14 protein-coding genes and 1 pseudogene are annotated in these 16,382 nt (G+C 52.8%); 9 read left to right on the forward strand and 6 right to left on the reverse strand.

The annotated features are described in order from the left end of the window. Positions 1-56: 56 nt before the first annotated feature. The 3 genes from OGV75_RS16105 (at position 57) to OGV75_RS16115 (ending at position 3,105) form a co-directional block, all read left to right on the forward strand. Positions 57-779, forward strand: a complete 723-nt coding sequence (locus tag OGV75_RS16105) for a winged helix-turn-helix domain-containing protein (RefSeq protein WP_016153040.1) — start codon at positions 57-59, stop codon at positions 777-779. Beyond that, the gene (locus OGV75_RS16110; RefSeq protein WP_286480896.1) at positions 776-2,266 is read left to right on the forward strand and encodes a sensor histidine kinase; all 1,491 of its coding nucleotides are present in this window, start codon (positions 776-778) and stop codon (positions 2,264-2,266) included. The genes OGV75_RS16105 and OGV75_RS16110 overlap by 4 nt, the downstream gene beginning before the upstream one ends. A 152-nt stretch (positions 2,267-2,418) precedes the next feature. Further along, positions 2,419-3,105, forward strand: coding sequence for a CPBP family intramembrane glutamic endopeptidase (locus tag OGV75_RS16115; RefSeq protein WP_065554462.1), 687 nt, complete (start codon positions 2,419-2,421; stop codon positions 3,103-3,105). 33 nt (positions 3,106-3,138) lie between these two features. Here OGV75_RS16115 and ynfM read toward each other — a convergent pair whose 3' ends face one another. After that, positions 3,139-4,392: a multidrug efflux MFS transporter YnfM/SxtP(Kp) gene (gene ynfM, locus OGV75_RS16120; RefSeq protein ID WP_047500485.1), complete on the reverse strand. Its 1,254-nt coding sequence runs from the start codon at positions 4,390-4,392 to the stop codon at positions 3,139-3,141. Between the two features lie 107 nt (positions 4,393-4,499). On the opposite strand from ynfM, the gene ynfL reads away from it, so the two are divergent. From ynfL to bioD, 3 genes are all read left to right on the forward strand, one after another. Continuing rightward, positions 4,500-5,408 (forward strand): multidrug efflux transcriptional activator YnfL/SxtR(Kp), encoded by a 909-nt coding sequence (gene ynfL / locus OGV75_RS16125; protein ID WP_047358410.1) that lies wholly within the window; start codon positions 4,500-4,502, stop codon positions 5,406-5,408. A 118-nt stretch (positions 5,409-5,526) separates the two neighbouring features. Next, a complete protein-coding gene (gene mlc / locus OGV75_RS16130; protein WP_016153045.1) occupies positions 5,527-6,747 on the forward strand; it encodes a sugar metabolism global transcriptional regulator Mlc in 1,221 nt (406 codons plus the stop codon). A 125-nt stretch (positions 6,748-6,872) separates the two neighbouring features. Next, on the forward strand, positions 6,873-7,568 hold the full coding sequence (gene bioD / locus OGV75_RS16135; RefSeq protein WP_065554461.1) for a dethiobiotin synthase: 696 nt from the start codon (positions 6,873-6,875) through the stop codon (positions 7,566-7,568). On the opposite strand, the gene clcB is transcribed toward bioD, so the two are convergent. From clcB to OGV75_RS16160, 5 genes and pseudogenes are all read right to left on the reverse strand, one after another. Continuing rightward, the gene (gene clcB / locus OGV75_RS16140; protein ID WP_279267683.1) at positions 7,524-8,813 is read right to left on the reverse strand and encodes a voltage-gated ClC-type chloride channel ClcB; all 1,290 of its coding nucleotides are present in this window, start codon (positions 8,811-8,813) and stop codon (positions 7,524-7,526) included. The two genes, bioD and clcB, sit on opposite strands and share 45 nt — an antisense overlap. Before the next feature lie 119 nt (positions 8,814-8,932). Beyond that, positions 8,933-9,547, reverse strand: a complete 615-nt coding sequence (gene dmsD, locus OGV75_RS16145) for a Tat proofreading chaperone DmsD (protein ID WP_286480897.1) — start codon at positions 9,545-9,547, stop codon at positions 8,933-8,935. A 42-nt stretch (positions 9,548-9,589) separates the two neighbouring features. Next, the gene (locus OGV75_RS16150; RefSeq protein WP_155574210.1) at positions 9,590-10,444 is read right to left on the reverse strand and encodes a DmsC/YnfH family molybdoenzyme membrane anchor subunit; all 855 of its coding nucleotides are present in this window, start codon (positions 10,442-10,444) and stop codon (positions 9,590-9,592) included. 1 nt (position 10,445) lies between these two features. Then, positions 10,446-11,063, reverse strand: coding sequence for a DMSO/selenate family reductase complex B subunit (locus OGV75_RS16155; protein WP_286480898.1), 618 nt, complete (start codon positions 11,061-11,063; stop codon positions 10,446-10,448). Between the two features lie 10 nt (positions 11,064-11,073). Further along, a pseudogene (locus OGV75_RS16160) lies at positions 11,074-12,099 on the reverse strand (molybdopterin dinucleotide binding domain-containing protein); the annotation flags it as partial. A 66-nt stretch (positions 12,100-12,165) separates the two neighbouring features. Here OGV75_RS16160 and OGV75_RS16165 point away from each other — a divergent pair. The 3 genes from OGV75_RS16165 to OGV75_RS16175 all read left to right on the forward strand — a co-directional run bounded on the left by OGV75_RS16165 (position 12,166) and on the right by OGV75_RS16175 (position 16,307). Then, entirely contained in the window at positions 12,166-13,758 is a 1,593-nt protein-coding gene (locus tag OGV75_RS16165) for a site-specific integrase (RefSeq protein WP_310796030.1), read from the forward strand. Positions 13,759-14,211: 453 nt separating this feature from the next. Further along, on the forward strand, positions 14,212-14,928 hold the full coding sequence (locus OGV75_RS16170; RefSeq protein ID WP_052686864.1) for an HNH endonuclease: 717 nt from the start codon (positions 14,212-14,214) through the stop codon (positions 14,926-14,928). A gap of 812 nt (positions 14,929-15,740) precedes the next feature. Beyond that, on the forward strand, positions 15,741-16,307 hold the full coding sequence (locus OGV75_RS16175; RefSeq protein ID WP_259482657.1) for a hypothetical protein: 567 nt from the start codon (positions 15,741-15,743) through the stop codon (positions 16,305-16,307). Positions 16,308-16,382 lie beyond the last annotated feature (75 nt).

Raw genomic sequence — 16,382 nt, forward strand, 5'->3', positions numbered from 1 at the left:
ACTTCCGCCCCTTGCCTGAGGTAAGCTTTCAGCATGACGAGAGGGGGATGACACTGATGGCTGGCGCGAAAAAGATATTTTTGGTGGAAGATGACAGCGATATCGCCTCACTTTTGCAACTTAGCCTGAAGGATGAGGGGTACGAAATTATTCATGAGGCTGATGGGGCACGTGCGGTCGAGCTACTGGAGAAGCACGTCTGGGATGCCGTTATCCTCGATTTAATGCTGCCGGGCGTGGACGGTCTGGAGATATGTCGTCGCATTCGGCAAATGAGCTTCTATCTACCTGTCATTATTATCAGCGCTCGCACCAGTGAAACTCACCGTGTACTGGGGCTGGAAATGGGCGCCGATGATTATTTAGCCAAACCTTTCTCGGTGCTGGAATTGATGGCCCGGGTGAAGGCGTTGTTTCGCCGTCAGGAGGCGATGAGTCAGAACCTGCGTATGGAGGCGGGGATTATCACCGTCCATGGTGTGGAGATTGATCCATTAGCCCGGGAAGTCCGCCTGCAGGGTAAATCCCTCGATTTAACGCCGCGTGAATTCGATCTGCTCTATTTTTTCGCCCGCCATCCCGGGGAGGTCTTTTCGCGTCAGGCGTTGTTAGACCAGGTGTGGGGCTACCAGCACGAAGGATATGAGCATACGGTGAACAGTCATATTAATCGCCTGCGCACCAAAATTGAAAAAGATGCTGCGGAGCCGGAAATTATTCTTACCGTTTGGGGACGAGGCTATAAGCTTGCTGCGGTTAACGCGGAGCATCAACCATGATTTATCGATTGTCGCTGAGCCAGCGTCTGACGCTGGTCTTTACCGCTATTATGTTGATTTGCGCGGTTGCGGTCAGCGTTGTCCAGATCCGCAGCAGTAAACAGTATGGCGACGCCATGGTGCAAAGGCTCTCGCTGGAATTGGCGAGCAAGATTGTCAAAAGTGAGTCGCTTATTGATGCCAGCGGGCAGGTTAATCGGCAGACCTTAAAAGGACTGTTTAATCACCTGATGACGCTCAACCCTAGCGTGGAGCTGTATCTGGTTTCACCGTCAGGCGAGATACTTGCTGATGCCGCTCCGCCTGGGCATATTCAGCGCCAGAACATTAGCGTACAGCCGATCCAGGTTTTCCTTAATTCGGACGAGTTGCCCGTCTATGGCAATGATCCGCGCAGCAGCCTGCAAAAGGTATTCAGCGCCGCGCCAGTTTTATTTAACGGCAAGCTGCATGGCTATTTATACATTATTCTCCAGGGCGAAGATCTCAATATGCTGGCGAATACCGCCTGGCAAAAAACGCTTTGGAACACCGTGACCGGGACGTTAATACTGGTTTTATTAGCCGGTGCAATCGCGGGGTACCTGGTGTGGAGATGGGTGACGAATCCGGTGAAAAGGCTGACCGGACAGGTGGTTAATCTGGAGCAGGACAGCATTAGCGTCATAAAACAGCTGGCGCAGAAAAAGCCCGATTTAACTCCGGCGAATGAAATTGCGTTGCTGAACAATGCATTTATTGAGTTAGCACAGAAAATTGCCCACCAATGGGATTTATTAGCTGACAGCGATCGTCAGCGCAGAGAGTTTATCGCCAATATTTCGCACGATTTACGTACGCCGCTCACTTCACTGCTGGGGTATCTGGAAATGCTGTCGCTGAAAGCCGATACGATGACGCCGGAGGAAAACCGGCATTATCTAAGCATTGCACTGCGCCAGGGGCATAAGGTTCGTCATCTGTCACAACAGCTTTTTGAGCTGGCGAGACTTGAGCATGGCGGCATAAAACCACAGCGTGAACGTTTTGCTATTGGCGAGCTGATCCAGGATGTGGCACAGAAATTTGATCTACCCGTTGCCACGCGTCATTTGCAGTTGCATCTTGACGTAATTGGTCCGTTGCCGCTGGTGAATGCCGATTTATCGATGATGGAAAGAATCGTCACTAATTTGCTGGATAACGCTATCCGTCATACGCCTGACGGGGGCGAAGTGTGGCTAAAAGTCTGGCGTGATGAAGACCGCTTGTTAGCAGAAGTGCAGGACAGCGGGCCTGGCGTCGAAGAGGCTGTTCGCGAAGTATTATTTCAGCGCCCGACGGCGTTACTACCCCGTGAGCAGCGGGCTGAGCGTGGTGGTCTGGGCTTACTGATCGTGCGCAGAATGCTCGAACTGCATGGGGGAGATATCCGCCTGATTAATTCAACGGCAGGGGCCTGTTTCCGTTTTTCGTTGCCGCTGGCGGAATCCCCACTGAGTAGCTGATGAGAATGTTCCGCTGAAAAGAGTCTGTAACGCTATACGCGTTGTAAACCGTGGGCATTGCGTAAAAGTTGGTAGGTTGTCAGTGATAATGAGAATTTTTATCATATATTGATAATTCATCAAGTTATCTTTGATAAGCGCAAGGAGATCGTATGTCACAGGATGCCGACAACCTGTATATCGTCAGGACCAAAGCGGTTGCTGGCTGTTTTACCATGTTTTTGCTGATGTTTGGCCTCACGTTTATTCCGTTGTTTTTCCCCGCCAGTCAGGTTCTGCTTGCCAAAGGGCTACTTTTTCCGCTGCTGTTTGCGCTGGAATTTGTTGTGCTGGTCCCGCTGTATTACTTCTTCTTCAGAAAAAGAGAGGGGCTGGGAAAGGGAATTTTCAACGCCAGGTGGTTTGCCATTTTGTTCGTGGTGCTGCTGTTTATTCAGCTTATCCTGCCATGGTTTCTGGGCCTCAGACAAACCGAAGCGTGGGTAACCAGCCAGATATCCCTAAACAGCTACGCGCTGTGGTTATCCACTCTGACCCTGATATTTATTGCGCCAGTGTATGAAGAGATTGTTTTCAGGGGCTGTTTATTCAACGCATTCCAGTATTGGTTCAATAATAAAACCTGGCTGTCGTCGGTGGTGGTATCGGTCATTTTTGCCATCATGCATACGCAGTATGTGGATCTGCGCACGTTGCTGATGCTGTTTCTTGTTTCGCAGGTTTTGATCATCGCCAGACTGAAAAGCAACGGCCTGCTGATGCCGGTTATGCTGCATATAGCGATGAACGGGACGGTTATTGCCCTGCAAATGGGGGCTCAGACGTTACAGCATGGCTGATGAAGGCGATGCCCGGAACCCGGGCATCGTGGATTATACGTGCAGACGATGGTGCAGACGTGCACCGACCAGCAACGCCAGCACCAGCATCAGGGCGATAAATCCGCCCACGCCGTTCCAGCCGTAGCTGTGCCAGAATACGCCACCCAGCGTACCGGCAATACTGGAACCCAGATAATAGCTGAACAGATACAGGGAAGATGCCTGGCCTTTAGCGCGTTTTGCCCGTGGTCCAATCCAACTGCTTGCCACAGAGTGCGCGGCAAAGAACCCGGCTGAAAAGAGCAGCATCCCGGCGAAGATCAGCCACAGCGACGTGAACAGGGTCATCAACAGTCCAATCAGCATCACGCCGGTTGAAAAGAGCATTACCGGACCACGTCCATAGCGGGTGGTCATCGACCCCGCTTTCGGTGAGCTCCAGGTCCCGGTCAGATAGGCCACGGACAACAGACCGACAACCGCCTGGCTGAGTTCCCACGGCGAGAGCATCAGACGGTAGCCGATGTAATTAAACAGCGTGACAAACGACCCCATCAGTAAAAAACCTTCCGCAAACAGCAGCGGCAACCCTCTGTCGCGCCAGTGCAAACGAAAGTTGATAAACAGCGTTTTCGGTCGCAGCGACGTTGGTCTGAAATGACGAGATTCCGGCAAGATTTTCCAGAACATCAGCGCGGAGGCGAGGGCAAAACAACCGATCGCCGCCAGCGCGATACGCCAGTTAAAAAAGTCGGTAAACACGCCGCTTATTAAACGGCCACTCATACCACCAATCGAGTTACCGCTGATATATAAACCCATTGAGAAGGCGACGAAGCTGGGATGTATTTCCTCGCTCAGATAGGTCATTCCCACTGCCGCCACGCCGCTGAGCGAAAGTCCTATCAGCGCACGCATGATTAAAATACCGTGCCAGCTGGTCATCATCGTCGAAAGCAACGTACAGCAGGACGCGAGCAGCAGGGCGGTCACCATCACCGGCTTGCGGCCTATCGCATCGGAAAGTGGACCGGTAAACAGTAAACCGATCGCGAGCATCGCCGTTGAGATGGAAAGCGAAATACTGCTGCTGGCGGGAGAGACCCCAAACTCGTGCGAGAGCACTGGCAGTATGGGTTGCACGCAATAGAGGAGAGCAAATGTCGCCAGCCCGGCAGAAAACAGCGCCAGCGTGACGCGCATAAATGGGGATGTTCCGCGTTTGATAAAACTATCCGGCGGGGTAACTCTCTGTTCATCAACATCGCTTGTCGGCGCAGTATCGACAGTGGTTGTACGGCTCACTTGAAATCCTTGCTCAATCAATTACCTCTACATGACTAGCTTTAAGAGTATGAAAATCACATTATTCTGTCTAATATATTAATAATCTCAAATGATATCTTAAAAATATGAATATCGAGCTGCGTCATTTACGTTACTTTGTAGCGGTTGCCGAAGAATTGCATTTTGGCCGGGCGGCGGCACGGCTGAATATTTCGCAACCGCCGCTGAGCCAGCAAATCCAGATCCTCGAGCAGCAGGTCGGCGCCCGACTTCTGGCGCGCACTAACCGCAGCGTGGCGCTGACCTCAGCCGGAAAGCAGTTTCTGGCAGACAGCCGGCAGATCCTGGGGCTGGTTAATGAGGCCGCTGCCAGGGCTGAGCGTCTGCATCTGGGTGAAGCGGGGGAATTGCGTATCGGCTTTACGTCATCGGCACCGTTTATCAAAGCGGTTTCAGATACGTTATCCCTCTTTCGCCAGAGCTACCCCGCTGTACATATGCAAACCCGTGAAATGAACACGCGCGAGCAAATTGCCCCGCTCAATGAAGGAACGCTGGATTTGGGACTTCTGCGCAACACGCAGCTTCCGGAAACGCTGGAGCGTGAAATCATTCTGCATGAGCCGCTGATGGCGATGATCCCGCGCGCGCATCCGTTGGCGCAAAAGCCCGTGGTCACATTGGCGGAGTTGGCCAATGAGCCATTTGTCTTTTTTGATCCGCATGTGGGGACGGGGTTGTATGACGATATTCTTGGCCTCATGCGTCGCTATGGACTGAAGCCGACCATCACTCAGGAGGTTGGCGAGGCGATGACTATCATCGGGCTGGTGGCCGCAGGATTAGGCGTTTCCATTCTTCCCGCTTCCTTTAAACGGGTGCAATTGTATGAAATGTGTTGGATCCCGATAGCGGAAGACGATGCCGTTTCGGAAATGTGGCTAGTGTGGCCAAAACATCATGAGCAAAGTCACGCCGCGCAACGCTTTCGCGAGCAACTGCTGGCGGCCGTTCAGGCGATTAATTTAGTTTAAAAATGGGCGAAAATGTGCAGTAAATCACAAGGCTAAGTAAAAAGTTGACGGAAGCCATTGAAGTGCTTCACCATAGCCCGCAGATTATTTCGGAGCGCGAAAATAAAGGGAGTAAGTGGTGGTTGCTGATAGTCAGCCTGGGCATATCGATCAAATTAAGCAGACCAATGCGGGCGCGGTTTATCGCCTGATTGATCAGCTGGGTCCGGTATCGCGTATTGATCTCTCTCGCCTGGCACAATTGGCGCCTGCCAGTATTACTAAAATTGTCCGCGAAATGCTCGAAGCGCACCTGGTGCAAGAGTTGGAAATCAAGGAAGCGGGCAGCCGTGGACGTCCGGCCGTTGGGCTGGTTGTGGAAACGGAAGCCTGGCACTATTTATCCATTCGTATCAGTCGCGGCGAGATCTTTCTGGCGCTGCGCGATCTGAGCAGCAAACTGGTGGTTGAAGATTGTCTTGAAATGGCGCTGGTCAGTGAAACACCATTGCTGGAACGCGTTATTACCCAGGTCGATCAGTTTTTCATCCGCCACCAGCAAAAGCTGGAGCGCTTAACCTCCATCGCCATTACTTTACCCGGCATTATTGATACTGAAAACGGTATCGTTCATCGCATGCCATTCTACGACGATGTCAAAGAGATGCCGCTGGGTGAAGCGCTTGAAAATCATACCGGCGTGCCGGTCTATATTCAGCACGATATCAGCGCCTGGACTATGGCCGAGGCGCTTTTTGGCGCATCGCGCGGCGCACGCGACGTCATTCAGGTGGTGATCGATCATAACGTGGGGGCCGGAGTAATCACCGACGGTCATCTACTGCATGCCGGCAGCAGTAGCCTGGTGGAAATTGGTCATACCCAGGTGGACCCCTACGGCAAACGCTGCTATTGCGGCAACCATGGTTGCCTGGAAACGATCGCCAGCGTCGACAGCGTGCTCGAACTGGCACAGGTACGCTTGAAGCAGTCAATGAGTTCTTCTCTACACGGGCAACCGTTAACGGTAGACGCGCTGTGTCTGGCGGCGATGCAGGGGGATTTATTGGCGAAAGATATCATTAGCGGCGTCGGGACCCATGTCGGACGGATTCTTGCCATCATGGTGAATTTGTTCAACCCGCAAAAGATATTGATTGGTTCGCCGCTCAGTAAAGCGGCGGATATTTTGTTTCCCACTATTGCTGACAGCATTCGTCAGCAAGCGCTCCCGGCCTACAGTCAGCATATTGTCGTCGAAAGTACGCAGTTCACCAATCAAGGGACGATGGCAGGGGCGGCGCTCGTGAAGGACGCGATGTATAACGGTTCTTTGTTGATTCGTCTATTACAGGGTTAACATTTTTTAACTGTTGTACGAAAAATTGCGCTATCTCAAGCCGATTCTCGTCGTCATACCTTAGACTTTCTCCACTGTATTATTTTCCTGACTTATATTTTCAAAGCATAACGGTGGAGTTAGTGATGCTGAAGCGTTTCTTTATTACAGGTACAGACACTTCTGTTGGGAAGACCGTGGTTTCCCGCGCATTACTACAAGCGTTAGCGTCAGGGGGTAAAAGCGTTGCGGGCTACAAACCCGTGGCTAAAGGAAGCAAAGAGACACCTGAAGGTCTGCGCAACAAAGATGCGCTGGTGCTGCAAAGCGTGTCCACTATCGAACTGCCCTACGAGGCGATCAACCCGATTGCGTTGAGTGAGGATGAAAGCAGCGTAGCGCATAGTGGTCCGGTCAATTACACCCTGTTATCCAACGGCCTCGCAAGCCTCAGCGAAAAAGTGGATCACGTTGTCGTGGAAGGCACCGGAGGCTGGCGGAGCCTGATGAACGATCTGCGTCCGTTATCTGAATGGGTGGTGCAGGAACAACTGCCGGTGCTGATGGTGGTGGGTATCCAGGAAGGCTGTATTAATCATGCCATCCTCACCGCACAGGCGATTGCCAGCGACGGACTGCCTTTGATTGGCTGGGTCGCGAACCGAATCAACCCAGGGCTAGCGCATTATGCGGAAATCATTGATGTGCTGGGCAAAAAATTACCCGCACCGCTGATCGGTGAACTGCCTTATCTGCCTCGCGCAGAGCAGCGCGAGCTGTCTCAGTACATCCGTCTGTCAATGCTCGGCAGCGTGTTGTCGGTAGATAGAGTCCTGGCGTAACGTTCGCGACAGCACAGACGCCACCACACAGGCAATCAGCAATCCGGGGAGCAGACGATACTCCCCGGTCATTTCACAAACCATCAGTGTCGACATTATTGGCGCATGCGTGGTCGCTGCCAGCAGCGTGGCCATCCCCGTTAATCCCAGCAGAATGGCAATCTCATCCGGACCCGGAAGCCATAATCCCCACACTCGTCCCAGCAGCATACCCACCGAAAGACCGACAAACAGCGTTGGCGTAAATACACCGCCAGGCGCACCGGAACCACTGCTGGCAAGCACCGCCAGTAATTTGCAGATGAAGATCCCGCTCACCACGGCCAGCAGCGGTGGGGAGAGTAAATATGACTGCACCACGCTGTAGCCGTTACCCCAGACCGCAGGCGTGAGCAATGACAGCAGGCCAACGATCAGCCCGCCGAGCGCCAGTTGCCACGGGGGCGAGAGTTTTAAGCGCAAAAACCCATTATGGCTGGCGGTCATCAACCACATGAATAGCGGTCCGCAAACGCCGGCAGCCAGACCGGTGCTGATGATCATGACGTATTCCAGCGCATGCAGTTCCCGTGTGAAGTGCACGGCATACAGCAGCGCATTGCTGGCGCTCAACATATTGGTGGTGAGCAAGGCGACGACGGCGGATACCACCACCGGTCCCAGTGAAGCGAGGATCAGCGTGCCAAACAACACTTCAGCAATAAATAGACTGCCCGCCAGTGGGGCATGATACGCTCCGGCCATACCCGCAGCGGCTCCGCAGGCAATCCATAACTTCCATTCCGTGCGCGGGGTGAAGCGTTGAGCAAAGCTGGAGGCTGCCAGCGCTGCCAGTAAAATCATGGCACCTTCGCGCCCGATGGCGCTCCCGCTGGCGACGACCAGTAACGAGGCCAGCGATTTCACCAGGCTTGCACTGACGTCAAATTGTCCGTTAGTTTGCAAGGCTTCCATGTAATCAGTGGGAGCCTGCGGGCGTAACCGGTTGAACGTTTGCCATCCCCAAAGCAGCAAACCCGCCGCCAGCCCTCCTAACGCAGGTGTCAGCATGCGTCTTACAGGGGAAAGGTTTGTTGCCGCGTTGACCAGACTCCCTGTGTCATTGCTCAGGAACAACCATTCAAGAAGGAGCATGGCGTGGCGAAATCCTGCGACGGCCAACGCAGCAAGGATACCAATCAGCGCAGCAATCAGCAGGCGGCGGAACATGGCGCGCAGGTCAGGATAAGCATGTAAATGATGCATGAGTGGCCAGACAGGAAATTTCAGACGCTTTATTTTGCGGCTATTTGGCAACAGAAGCAAAAGCTCAGCGTGCGCAACAGGATGCTACACAGGCAGGACAAATCCTGCCTGTGGTGAAACTAACGAAAAAGTGGCTTATCGGCTATCGGGATCAGTAACTGCGACTGCCATTGCGCCAGCGTCAGACGGGCCAGCTCCCCCAGCGCCTGGTAAAACGGGTGATCAGCTTTTTCGATAAACACATCAAGGAAGCGGGATGACCACGGGAACAGATGCCAGGCCAGCAGCTGTTCGCACTCGGTGTGGCGTTCATTTTCAGCAAGCCAGGCCGTCAGCAACAGCAGTGCACCAAAGTGATCTTCTGGCTCATTTTGCTGCATGGCAAACTGGATGCCGTTGTTCCGCATCCACTGACGGAGTGCCAGCGTAGAGTCGCCAAACAACACGTTTTCACGATCCAGCCAGACGGATCCCCAGGGCGGAGAGGGTAGCGCATATGGACCGACAAACAGGCGTTGCCAGGCCTGCGGGAGAGGCTCATCGACCTCGGCTTGTAGCCGTGCAGCCAGCGGGAAAAGCATTGCCTGATCGAGCGGCCACTGCGCCTGCCAGCCATCGGCTCTTAACGCGCTGACTAATGCAGAGGCTTCCGCGCTATCTGGCGCATAGTAAAACAGTGCGCCGAGTACACGCGCCGCGGTAGAAAAGTTGTCACCTTGCGAAAAATGGGTCATGCAAACAATCCTGAACAGTGCGGGTTGCCCCGCACCCGAAAGTTAACCTGCAACAGCCATTCCGACTGTCATATGTAAACCGTAAAACAATCCGCGGCCAATGATTTCACCGGCGAGGACTAACACTAAGCCCAGCGCCAGGCCGCCGACGGACGGTGCTTTACGACGAATAAGCGGGCATATCCAGCAGCCCAGACCGGCGGCCAGCAGAATGATGCGCCAGACCTGCAAGCTTCCGTAGTCGGGAACCAGCGCGCTGGCGGATTGCACCGAACTGTGGATCCCGCCGAGAGATAGCCCCTGCAGAACAATAACCACCACGATCACCAGTAGGGCCAAAACGCTTACGTAGGCGAATCTGGCGGTGCCAAAGGAAACACCCGCAGCACGCAGCAGCAGGGCGGCAAACAGCGGTCCGCTTAGCAACATCGTCATAAAAAATGCCACCGTAGTGTAGCCGTTATACCAGGTCGGGACAGTGTCTATCTGGTAGACGCTGGTCATCGCCAGCACAAATACCAGACCCAGCAGCATGCCCACCAGCAGCCAGATTTTACCTAACGCTGCGGGCATTTTACCGAGAAACGCCACCAGCCACCACAGGCCACCGACGGCGAAAAACAGTGAACCACTGGCGATTTCGTTACTCAGCGCAGATGCGCCAACTCTGTTCAGCGAGTTAAAGGCGCGCAGTGGCGAACCCAGGTGCATTACCGAGGCGAGAAAGGCGATGCCCATCACCAGCCACAGAAAAAACATGCTGCGCACGATACGTTGTTTTGCCACCTCGTCTTTAGCGGTCAGCCAGCCATAGCCACTCACTATCAGCGCCCCGGCCACGCACTGGCCCAGCACCGTAAACAGGACCAACGGCCATTCATGCCATCCATTGCCCATGTTACACCTCCTGCGGATTCGCCAGATAACCCGTGGTATCCCCGGTCGGGCGGCTATTGGCGTTGGGTTTGATCACAATACTCGGTTTGGTGAAGTGCGCACCTGGCAGCGGAGCGACCGCCGCCAGCTCACCGTGCTTTTTGCGCAGCTCATCAATTGGACCAAAGTCCAGCGCGCGCAGCGGACAGGACTCGACGCAGATGGGCTTTTTGCCGTCGGCCACGCGGTCATGACAGCCATCGCACTTGGTCATATGACCTTTGGCGGCATTGTACTGCGGTGCGCCGTACGGGCAGGCCATGTGGCAGTAGCGACAGCCTATGCATATGTCTTCATCCACCACCACAAAACCATCTTCACGCTTATGCATAGCGCCGCTGGGGCAAACCTTGGTGCAGGCCGGATCTTCGCAGTGATTACAGGCAATGGAGAGGTAGTAGGCGAAGACATTCTGTTGCCAGACGCCGTTATCTTCCAGCCAGTCGCCTCCAGCGTATTCGTAAATACGCCGGAAACTGACGTCGGGATTGAGATCCTTGTAATCTTTGCAGGCCAGCTCGCAGGTTTTACACCCCGTGCAACGGCTGGAATCAATAAAAAATCCATACTGAGTTGTCATGGGTTAGTCCTTATGCCTTCTCGATCTCGACCAGGTTAGTATGCTGTGGGTTGCCTTTTGCCAGCGGCGACGGGCGCTGAGTTGTCAGCGTATTGACGCAGGCGCCATGGTCAATCTTATCGCCAGCCATATCGGCATCATGCCATGCCCCCTGGCCCATTGCGCTTACTCCGGGCAAAATTCGTGGCGTTACTTTTGCCGGGATACGCAGTTCACCGCGATCGTTAAAGACTCGCACCATATCGCCATTTGCAATCCCCCGTTTTTGGGCATCGACGGGATTGATCCATACTTCCTGACGACAGGATGCCTGGAGAACATCGATATTGCCGTAGCTGGAGTGGGTGCGGGATTTGTAGTGGAAACCAAACATCTGCAGCGGGAATGAACTGCGTTTCGGGTCATCCCACCCTTCAAACGTGGATGCATAAACGGGAAGCGGACTGATTACCTCGTCCTTTTGCAGTTCCCATGTACTGGCAATTTTCGCCAGTCGGCTGGAGTATATTTCAATCTTGCCAGACGGCGTTTTGAGCGGGTTGGCCTGTGGATCCTCGCGGAATTTTCTATAGGCGACAAAGTGCCCATTAGGATCTTTGCGTTTATAGATCCCCATTTTTTTCAGCTCGTCATAAGTCGGGAGCGCGGGGTCTTTAGCCAGCATTTTTGCATACAGATACTGAAGCCACTGCTCCTGTGTTCGGCCTTCAGTAAACCGTTGATAGACATCATCGCCAAGACGTTTTGCGACTTCACTCATTATCCAGTAGATCGGTTTGCGCTCGAACTTAGGCGACGTCGCGGGTTGAATAAAAATGAGGTAACCCATGTTGCCTGCATAATCGTTAGGAATGATGTCTTCCTGTTCGACGGTCATTAAATCAGGCAGCAGAATATCGGCATATTTGGCCGAAGAGGTCATGAAGTTTTCGATGACCACAATCATTTCGCATTTCGTGTCGTCCTGAAGGATCTCATGCGTTTTATTGATATCTGAGTGCTGATTGGTGATGGTGTTGCCCGCGTAGTTCCAGATAGACTCCATTGTCAGACGGATGGATGGACTTGAAGTAGTTGACTCAATGCTACTTAAGGTCCTGATATGACTGACATTAATCATGATAATACTGTATTTCCATCCAGTTCTTTCTCTGGGTCTCCCTATCTGTATCAGCAAGTCTACACCTCAAGTCCTGACACAAGGCTGACACAAATCAATCTACTCGGCGTAGCTAAGCCTCAGTTAGTCCGTAGAGCCAATGGTCGATATACTATCCGCTTCAGACTCAAGGGACAGACCACACCGTTTCTTTCAGTATCGACCCGCAGCACAGACAGGAGAGTAGCCAAAATGCGTCAGAGAGAGCTTGCAGCCACAGCTAAGGCCTTCATGTTGGATAGACCTGAAGTCTCGCTACAGGAGCTTACGGACCACCTCCGGTCTATGGCTGAGCAGTTCCTGACAGACGCTAGTGATGACTACTGGAATGGACTTGAGGTCGCTACTCTGGTGGACGAGAAGTCGAACCTGAAGGAGCTAGCAGCTACGCAGGCTCTGAGTCTGGACCAGCAGAAGGGCATAAGGTTAGCGCTTGAAGTCCTGACCGCAGCACAGCAGAGGGTAGACACTGGTGATACCTCTGGCCTGATTGATATTGTGATGAATAACCCTACGGATTACTCAACTATATGCGACTCTATGGCAATTCTGAGTAACGAGCAGGGAGTCAGCCCAGAAGTATTCACGCAGGAGCGCCAACCTGAGGTCGCTATCTGTAGTTTTTCTGAGCTTGTGTCCTCACTGCTGGCTGAGAAGGTCCAGACCCTGAAGTCCTCCAGCTACAAGGACCTCTCGTCCTCACTAAATACTGTCTCCCGGTTCCTGCCTGAAGACATGGACCTGATGTCTCGCTCTGAGTGGCTGGCTGTCAGGGACGCTATGCTGGCTTCTGAGGTGAGACCATCGACAATCAACAAGCTGCTGACCAAAGCGAAGATGTGTCTCGATTATGGCCTGATGAATGGGCAACTTGAGGGCCGCAACCCTATTGAACGGATGAAGCTGACCAAGGATATCGACTCCAAGCGTAGAGCATTCACTGACGAGGAGCTGGAGAGACTTCTTGTCCGGGTAGAGGCTGAGTATCAGTTCACACGACATACCGCTCACACGACCTCTGAGGCTCGCAGGTGGGCGACTCTGGTCTCTGTGGTCACTGGTGCTCGGTCTGCTGAGGTCTGCCACCTGACTAAACGTGACATTGTAACCTTGGACAATGGACTGGTCTGTATCGACATTAATGAAGATGGGGACGGGAAGTCCGTAAAGAACAAGCATTCAGTCCGACTTGTACCGCTGACCGATGGCGCTTATGGGTTTGACCTGACGTCCTTCCTGTCGTGGGTAGACGCTCAGCCTGATGATGGTCCTCTCTTCGGGATGACACCGAGCGCCTACTCTAACTGGTTTAACTCAAGGGTCCTGACTGAGGCCCTGCCAGACGCTGATAACGTCTCGCTTCATAGTCTGAGGCATTGGCTGGCGACCCGTATGAAAGAGCGTGGAGTCAATCTGGTGGACGCTCAAGGCATCTTAGGTCATAGCTCGCAGTCAATCACTTACGACCTGTACGGGAAGGGACACGCGGTAGGACGTCTGGCTGATGCGCTGGCTGTAGCGTTGTCGACCCCGTAGTCCTTGAGTGGGCGGTAAGCGATGGGTCGTTAAGGTGGGCGACCCTTAGTCCCTAGCGGTAAGCTCACTTTTCAGCTTTTCATTTTCTGCTGATAACCGCCAGTTGTTCCATTCCAGCTTTTCTATTCTTTTTGTCTGGGACCATATATGCCCAAGTAACGCTAGCAGGATGACACCCAGCCCAATTATTGTCGCCATGTTGAACTCGCTTAGTGTTTGAAATAAAAGTCATCTTAGGTCTCTCTACATGATTTATATGCTTTTGTCAAGGGAATCTATAAGGAGGGGCTTAACTATCACAGTAGGATGGATTACATCCTCACTATCAGGAGATTAACGTTAGCTGCTCGCCACCTCACAGCCTCGCCTCTGGTCCTTTGCGGAGCGTCCATGCGGGAAGTCTTCCACACTTAATCTAATCACATCGTTAACCTTTCCACGGAGGGACATCACATGTCTAAACGCTACGAGTCCGACACTTTCCGCACTCGCCTGTACGACTATCTAACTTTCGACTCAACCATACCGGAGCTACTCCGAGTTAAGAAACCTTACGGCAAATCCAGGCGTGCAACCGGAGAGCCTGTGAGTTTCGCTGTAAGTGAGCAAGGCTACGCCAATGTGAATGTACTGGGTAAGACCTATCGTCGCTCCAGAGTCATCTACAGCCTGTGTAAAGGCCGCATCCCTGACGGGTACGTGGTAGACCACATCGACGGTAATCGTCTCAATGACCATCCTGACAACCTACGGGTCTGCACGTATCAGGAGAACCGATGGAACGCAGATAGTCACGGCGGTAAGCGTCAGAACTATTTGCCTAAGGGCATTAGCTACTACGCCAAAGCTGACCAATATCGGGCTATGCTTCGTCTTAGCGGTCGACACTACACGCGGTTGTCGCCTTCAGTCTCCGACCTGATTCTCTTCCTTCAGGAGCTGCGTCAAGAACATCACAAGGAGTTTGCTTTTGATGGTTGGACCGAGTGGACGGAGAAGGACCAGAAGGCTGCGGACATCAAGTACCAGACTGGACCTGTCCTCGGTAAGGTATTGACTGGCGGTAAGCCAGCTCACGTCCGACTAAACCGCGCTACTGGTCAAATGTACAGGCAAACAGCCGATGGTAAGCGACATTCGGTAGCTGAGTCTGACCTTATTCAACTGTGAGTCATTAGGCTGAGAGCGGCGCCTGCTCTGGCCTGTAATAAACTCTCACTAGTAGGAAGAACGGGCAGACACTGAGACCAGACCAACCAGCGATGGGGGGTAGGGGGGCAGACCAATAGATGCCGACTTAAGGTTAGACTTAAGTTAAGACCTAAGGAGGCAGACTGAAGTTAGTACCTTAGGCTCATCCAAAGTCATTATTATGATTGTGGTAACACAATTCCTATTACTACCTACAGTCCAGACTTCAAGCATCGGGACCCTGTATACATTGGGTCGTTGCTTGCGGTTGGGTATGTATGTATGACCAGTGGTAGGGCTTAACTATCACTGTTAGAAAGATTACACCCTCACTATCGGGAGACCATACATTCCGCCTCTGGTCTTGATGCGTCAAGTTATGCGGAAGCTCTCCCGACATTAAGTCTTTCTCCTAAGTAAGCAAGGCCAGCAGTCCGCCTCTGTCAGACCTCCTGTATCGACCTCCAGCTCGTTAGCGTTCTTTAGTCGTCTCATTGGCTTAAGTCTATCACTGCTCACCATCTGGAGTCCTTACAGCTCGTCCTGACATGCGGCCTGCAACCTTCGTCTCTATGGTCGAAGAACTTAACGCGCTCAAAACTGAGCAGTCCTCAAAAGAGGAAAATTTCCTTTTATTAGCCGCTATGGTCATCTCTGGTTTTCACACGACCTCATCAATCCTCAAGTCTTTCTGTATGTCTCCTGTTGCCTGTGAGTCTCCCTATCGTTGGGGGCTTGAGTAGGCTTTCAGGGTGTGACTTCAGGAGACATAACAAAAGGAGTACAACGATATGTCAAAGCTTAACGCTAACCACATCATCTACATCGATGGTCAACCATTCAAAGCGAATGAGGACGGGATGTGGAACCTGACCGAAATCTGGAAGACCCTGGAGCTGCATCGCGGGAAGTCTCCCTCCGAGTGGAGGACCAAAGACGCTAAGCGTTTCTCTACCGTCCCGCAAAAAATGCGGTCCGCTCGTAATGAGCTGGGTCATGATTATATTCTGGCTGACAAGCAAGTGACCATGAAGTATGCCGGATGGGTCTCTCATGATTTCGAGGACATGGTCTACGCTGCCTTTGAAGCTGTTCTGGCAATGCCTGAAGTCCAGACCGTTGTCGTTAACAAGATGGTTGAGCTGGGCTATCACGCCGAAGTTGAGCTACTGGAGCGACACTCTAACGCTGACCGAGACTACGCCCATCACCAGATGTCTACCCTGTTTAGCAAAGCGGACGGACGCAAGCCTGAGCGACTGTATAAGGCTGTTAAAGCTGGTCACATGACCAAAGGTATGGCGCTGAGTCTCATCCCTACAGGGAGCGTCTGGGCGTCCCGAGTGGAGGGACTCTAAGATGATTGACCCTCGTACACCTATCGGCAAAGCGACCCTTCGTTACCGTGGTCTGCCTACACGTCATCTGCTGTC

Source organism: Citrobacter sp. Cb028 (genome assembly GCF_030336705.1).
GTDB lineage: Bacteria > Pseudomonadota > Gammaproteobacteria > Enterobacterales > Enterobacteriaceae > Citrobacter > Citrobacter braakii.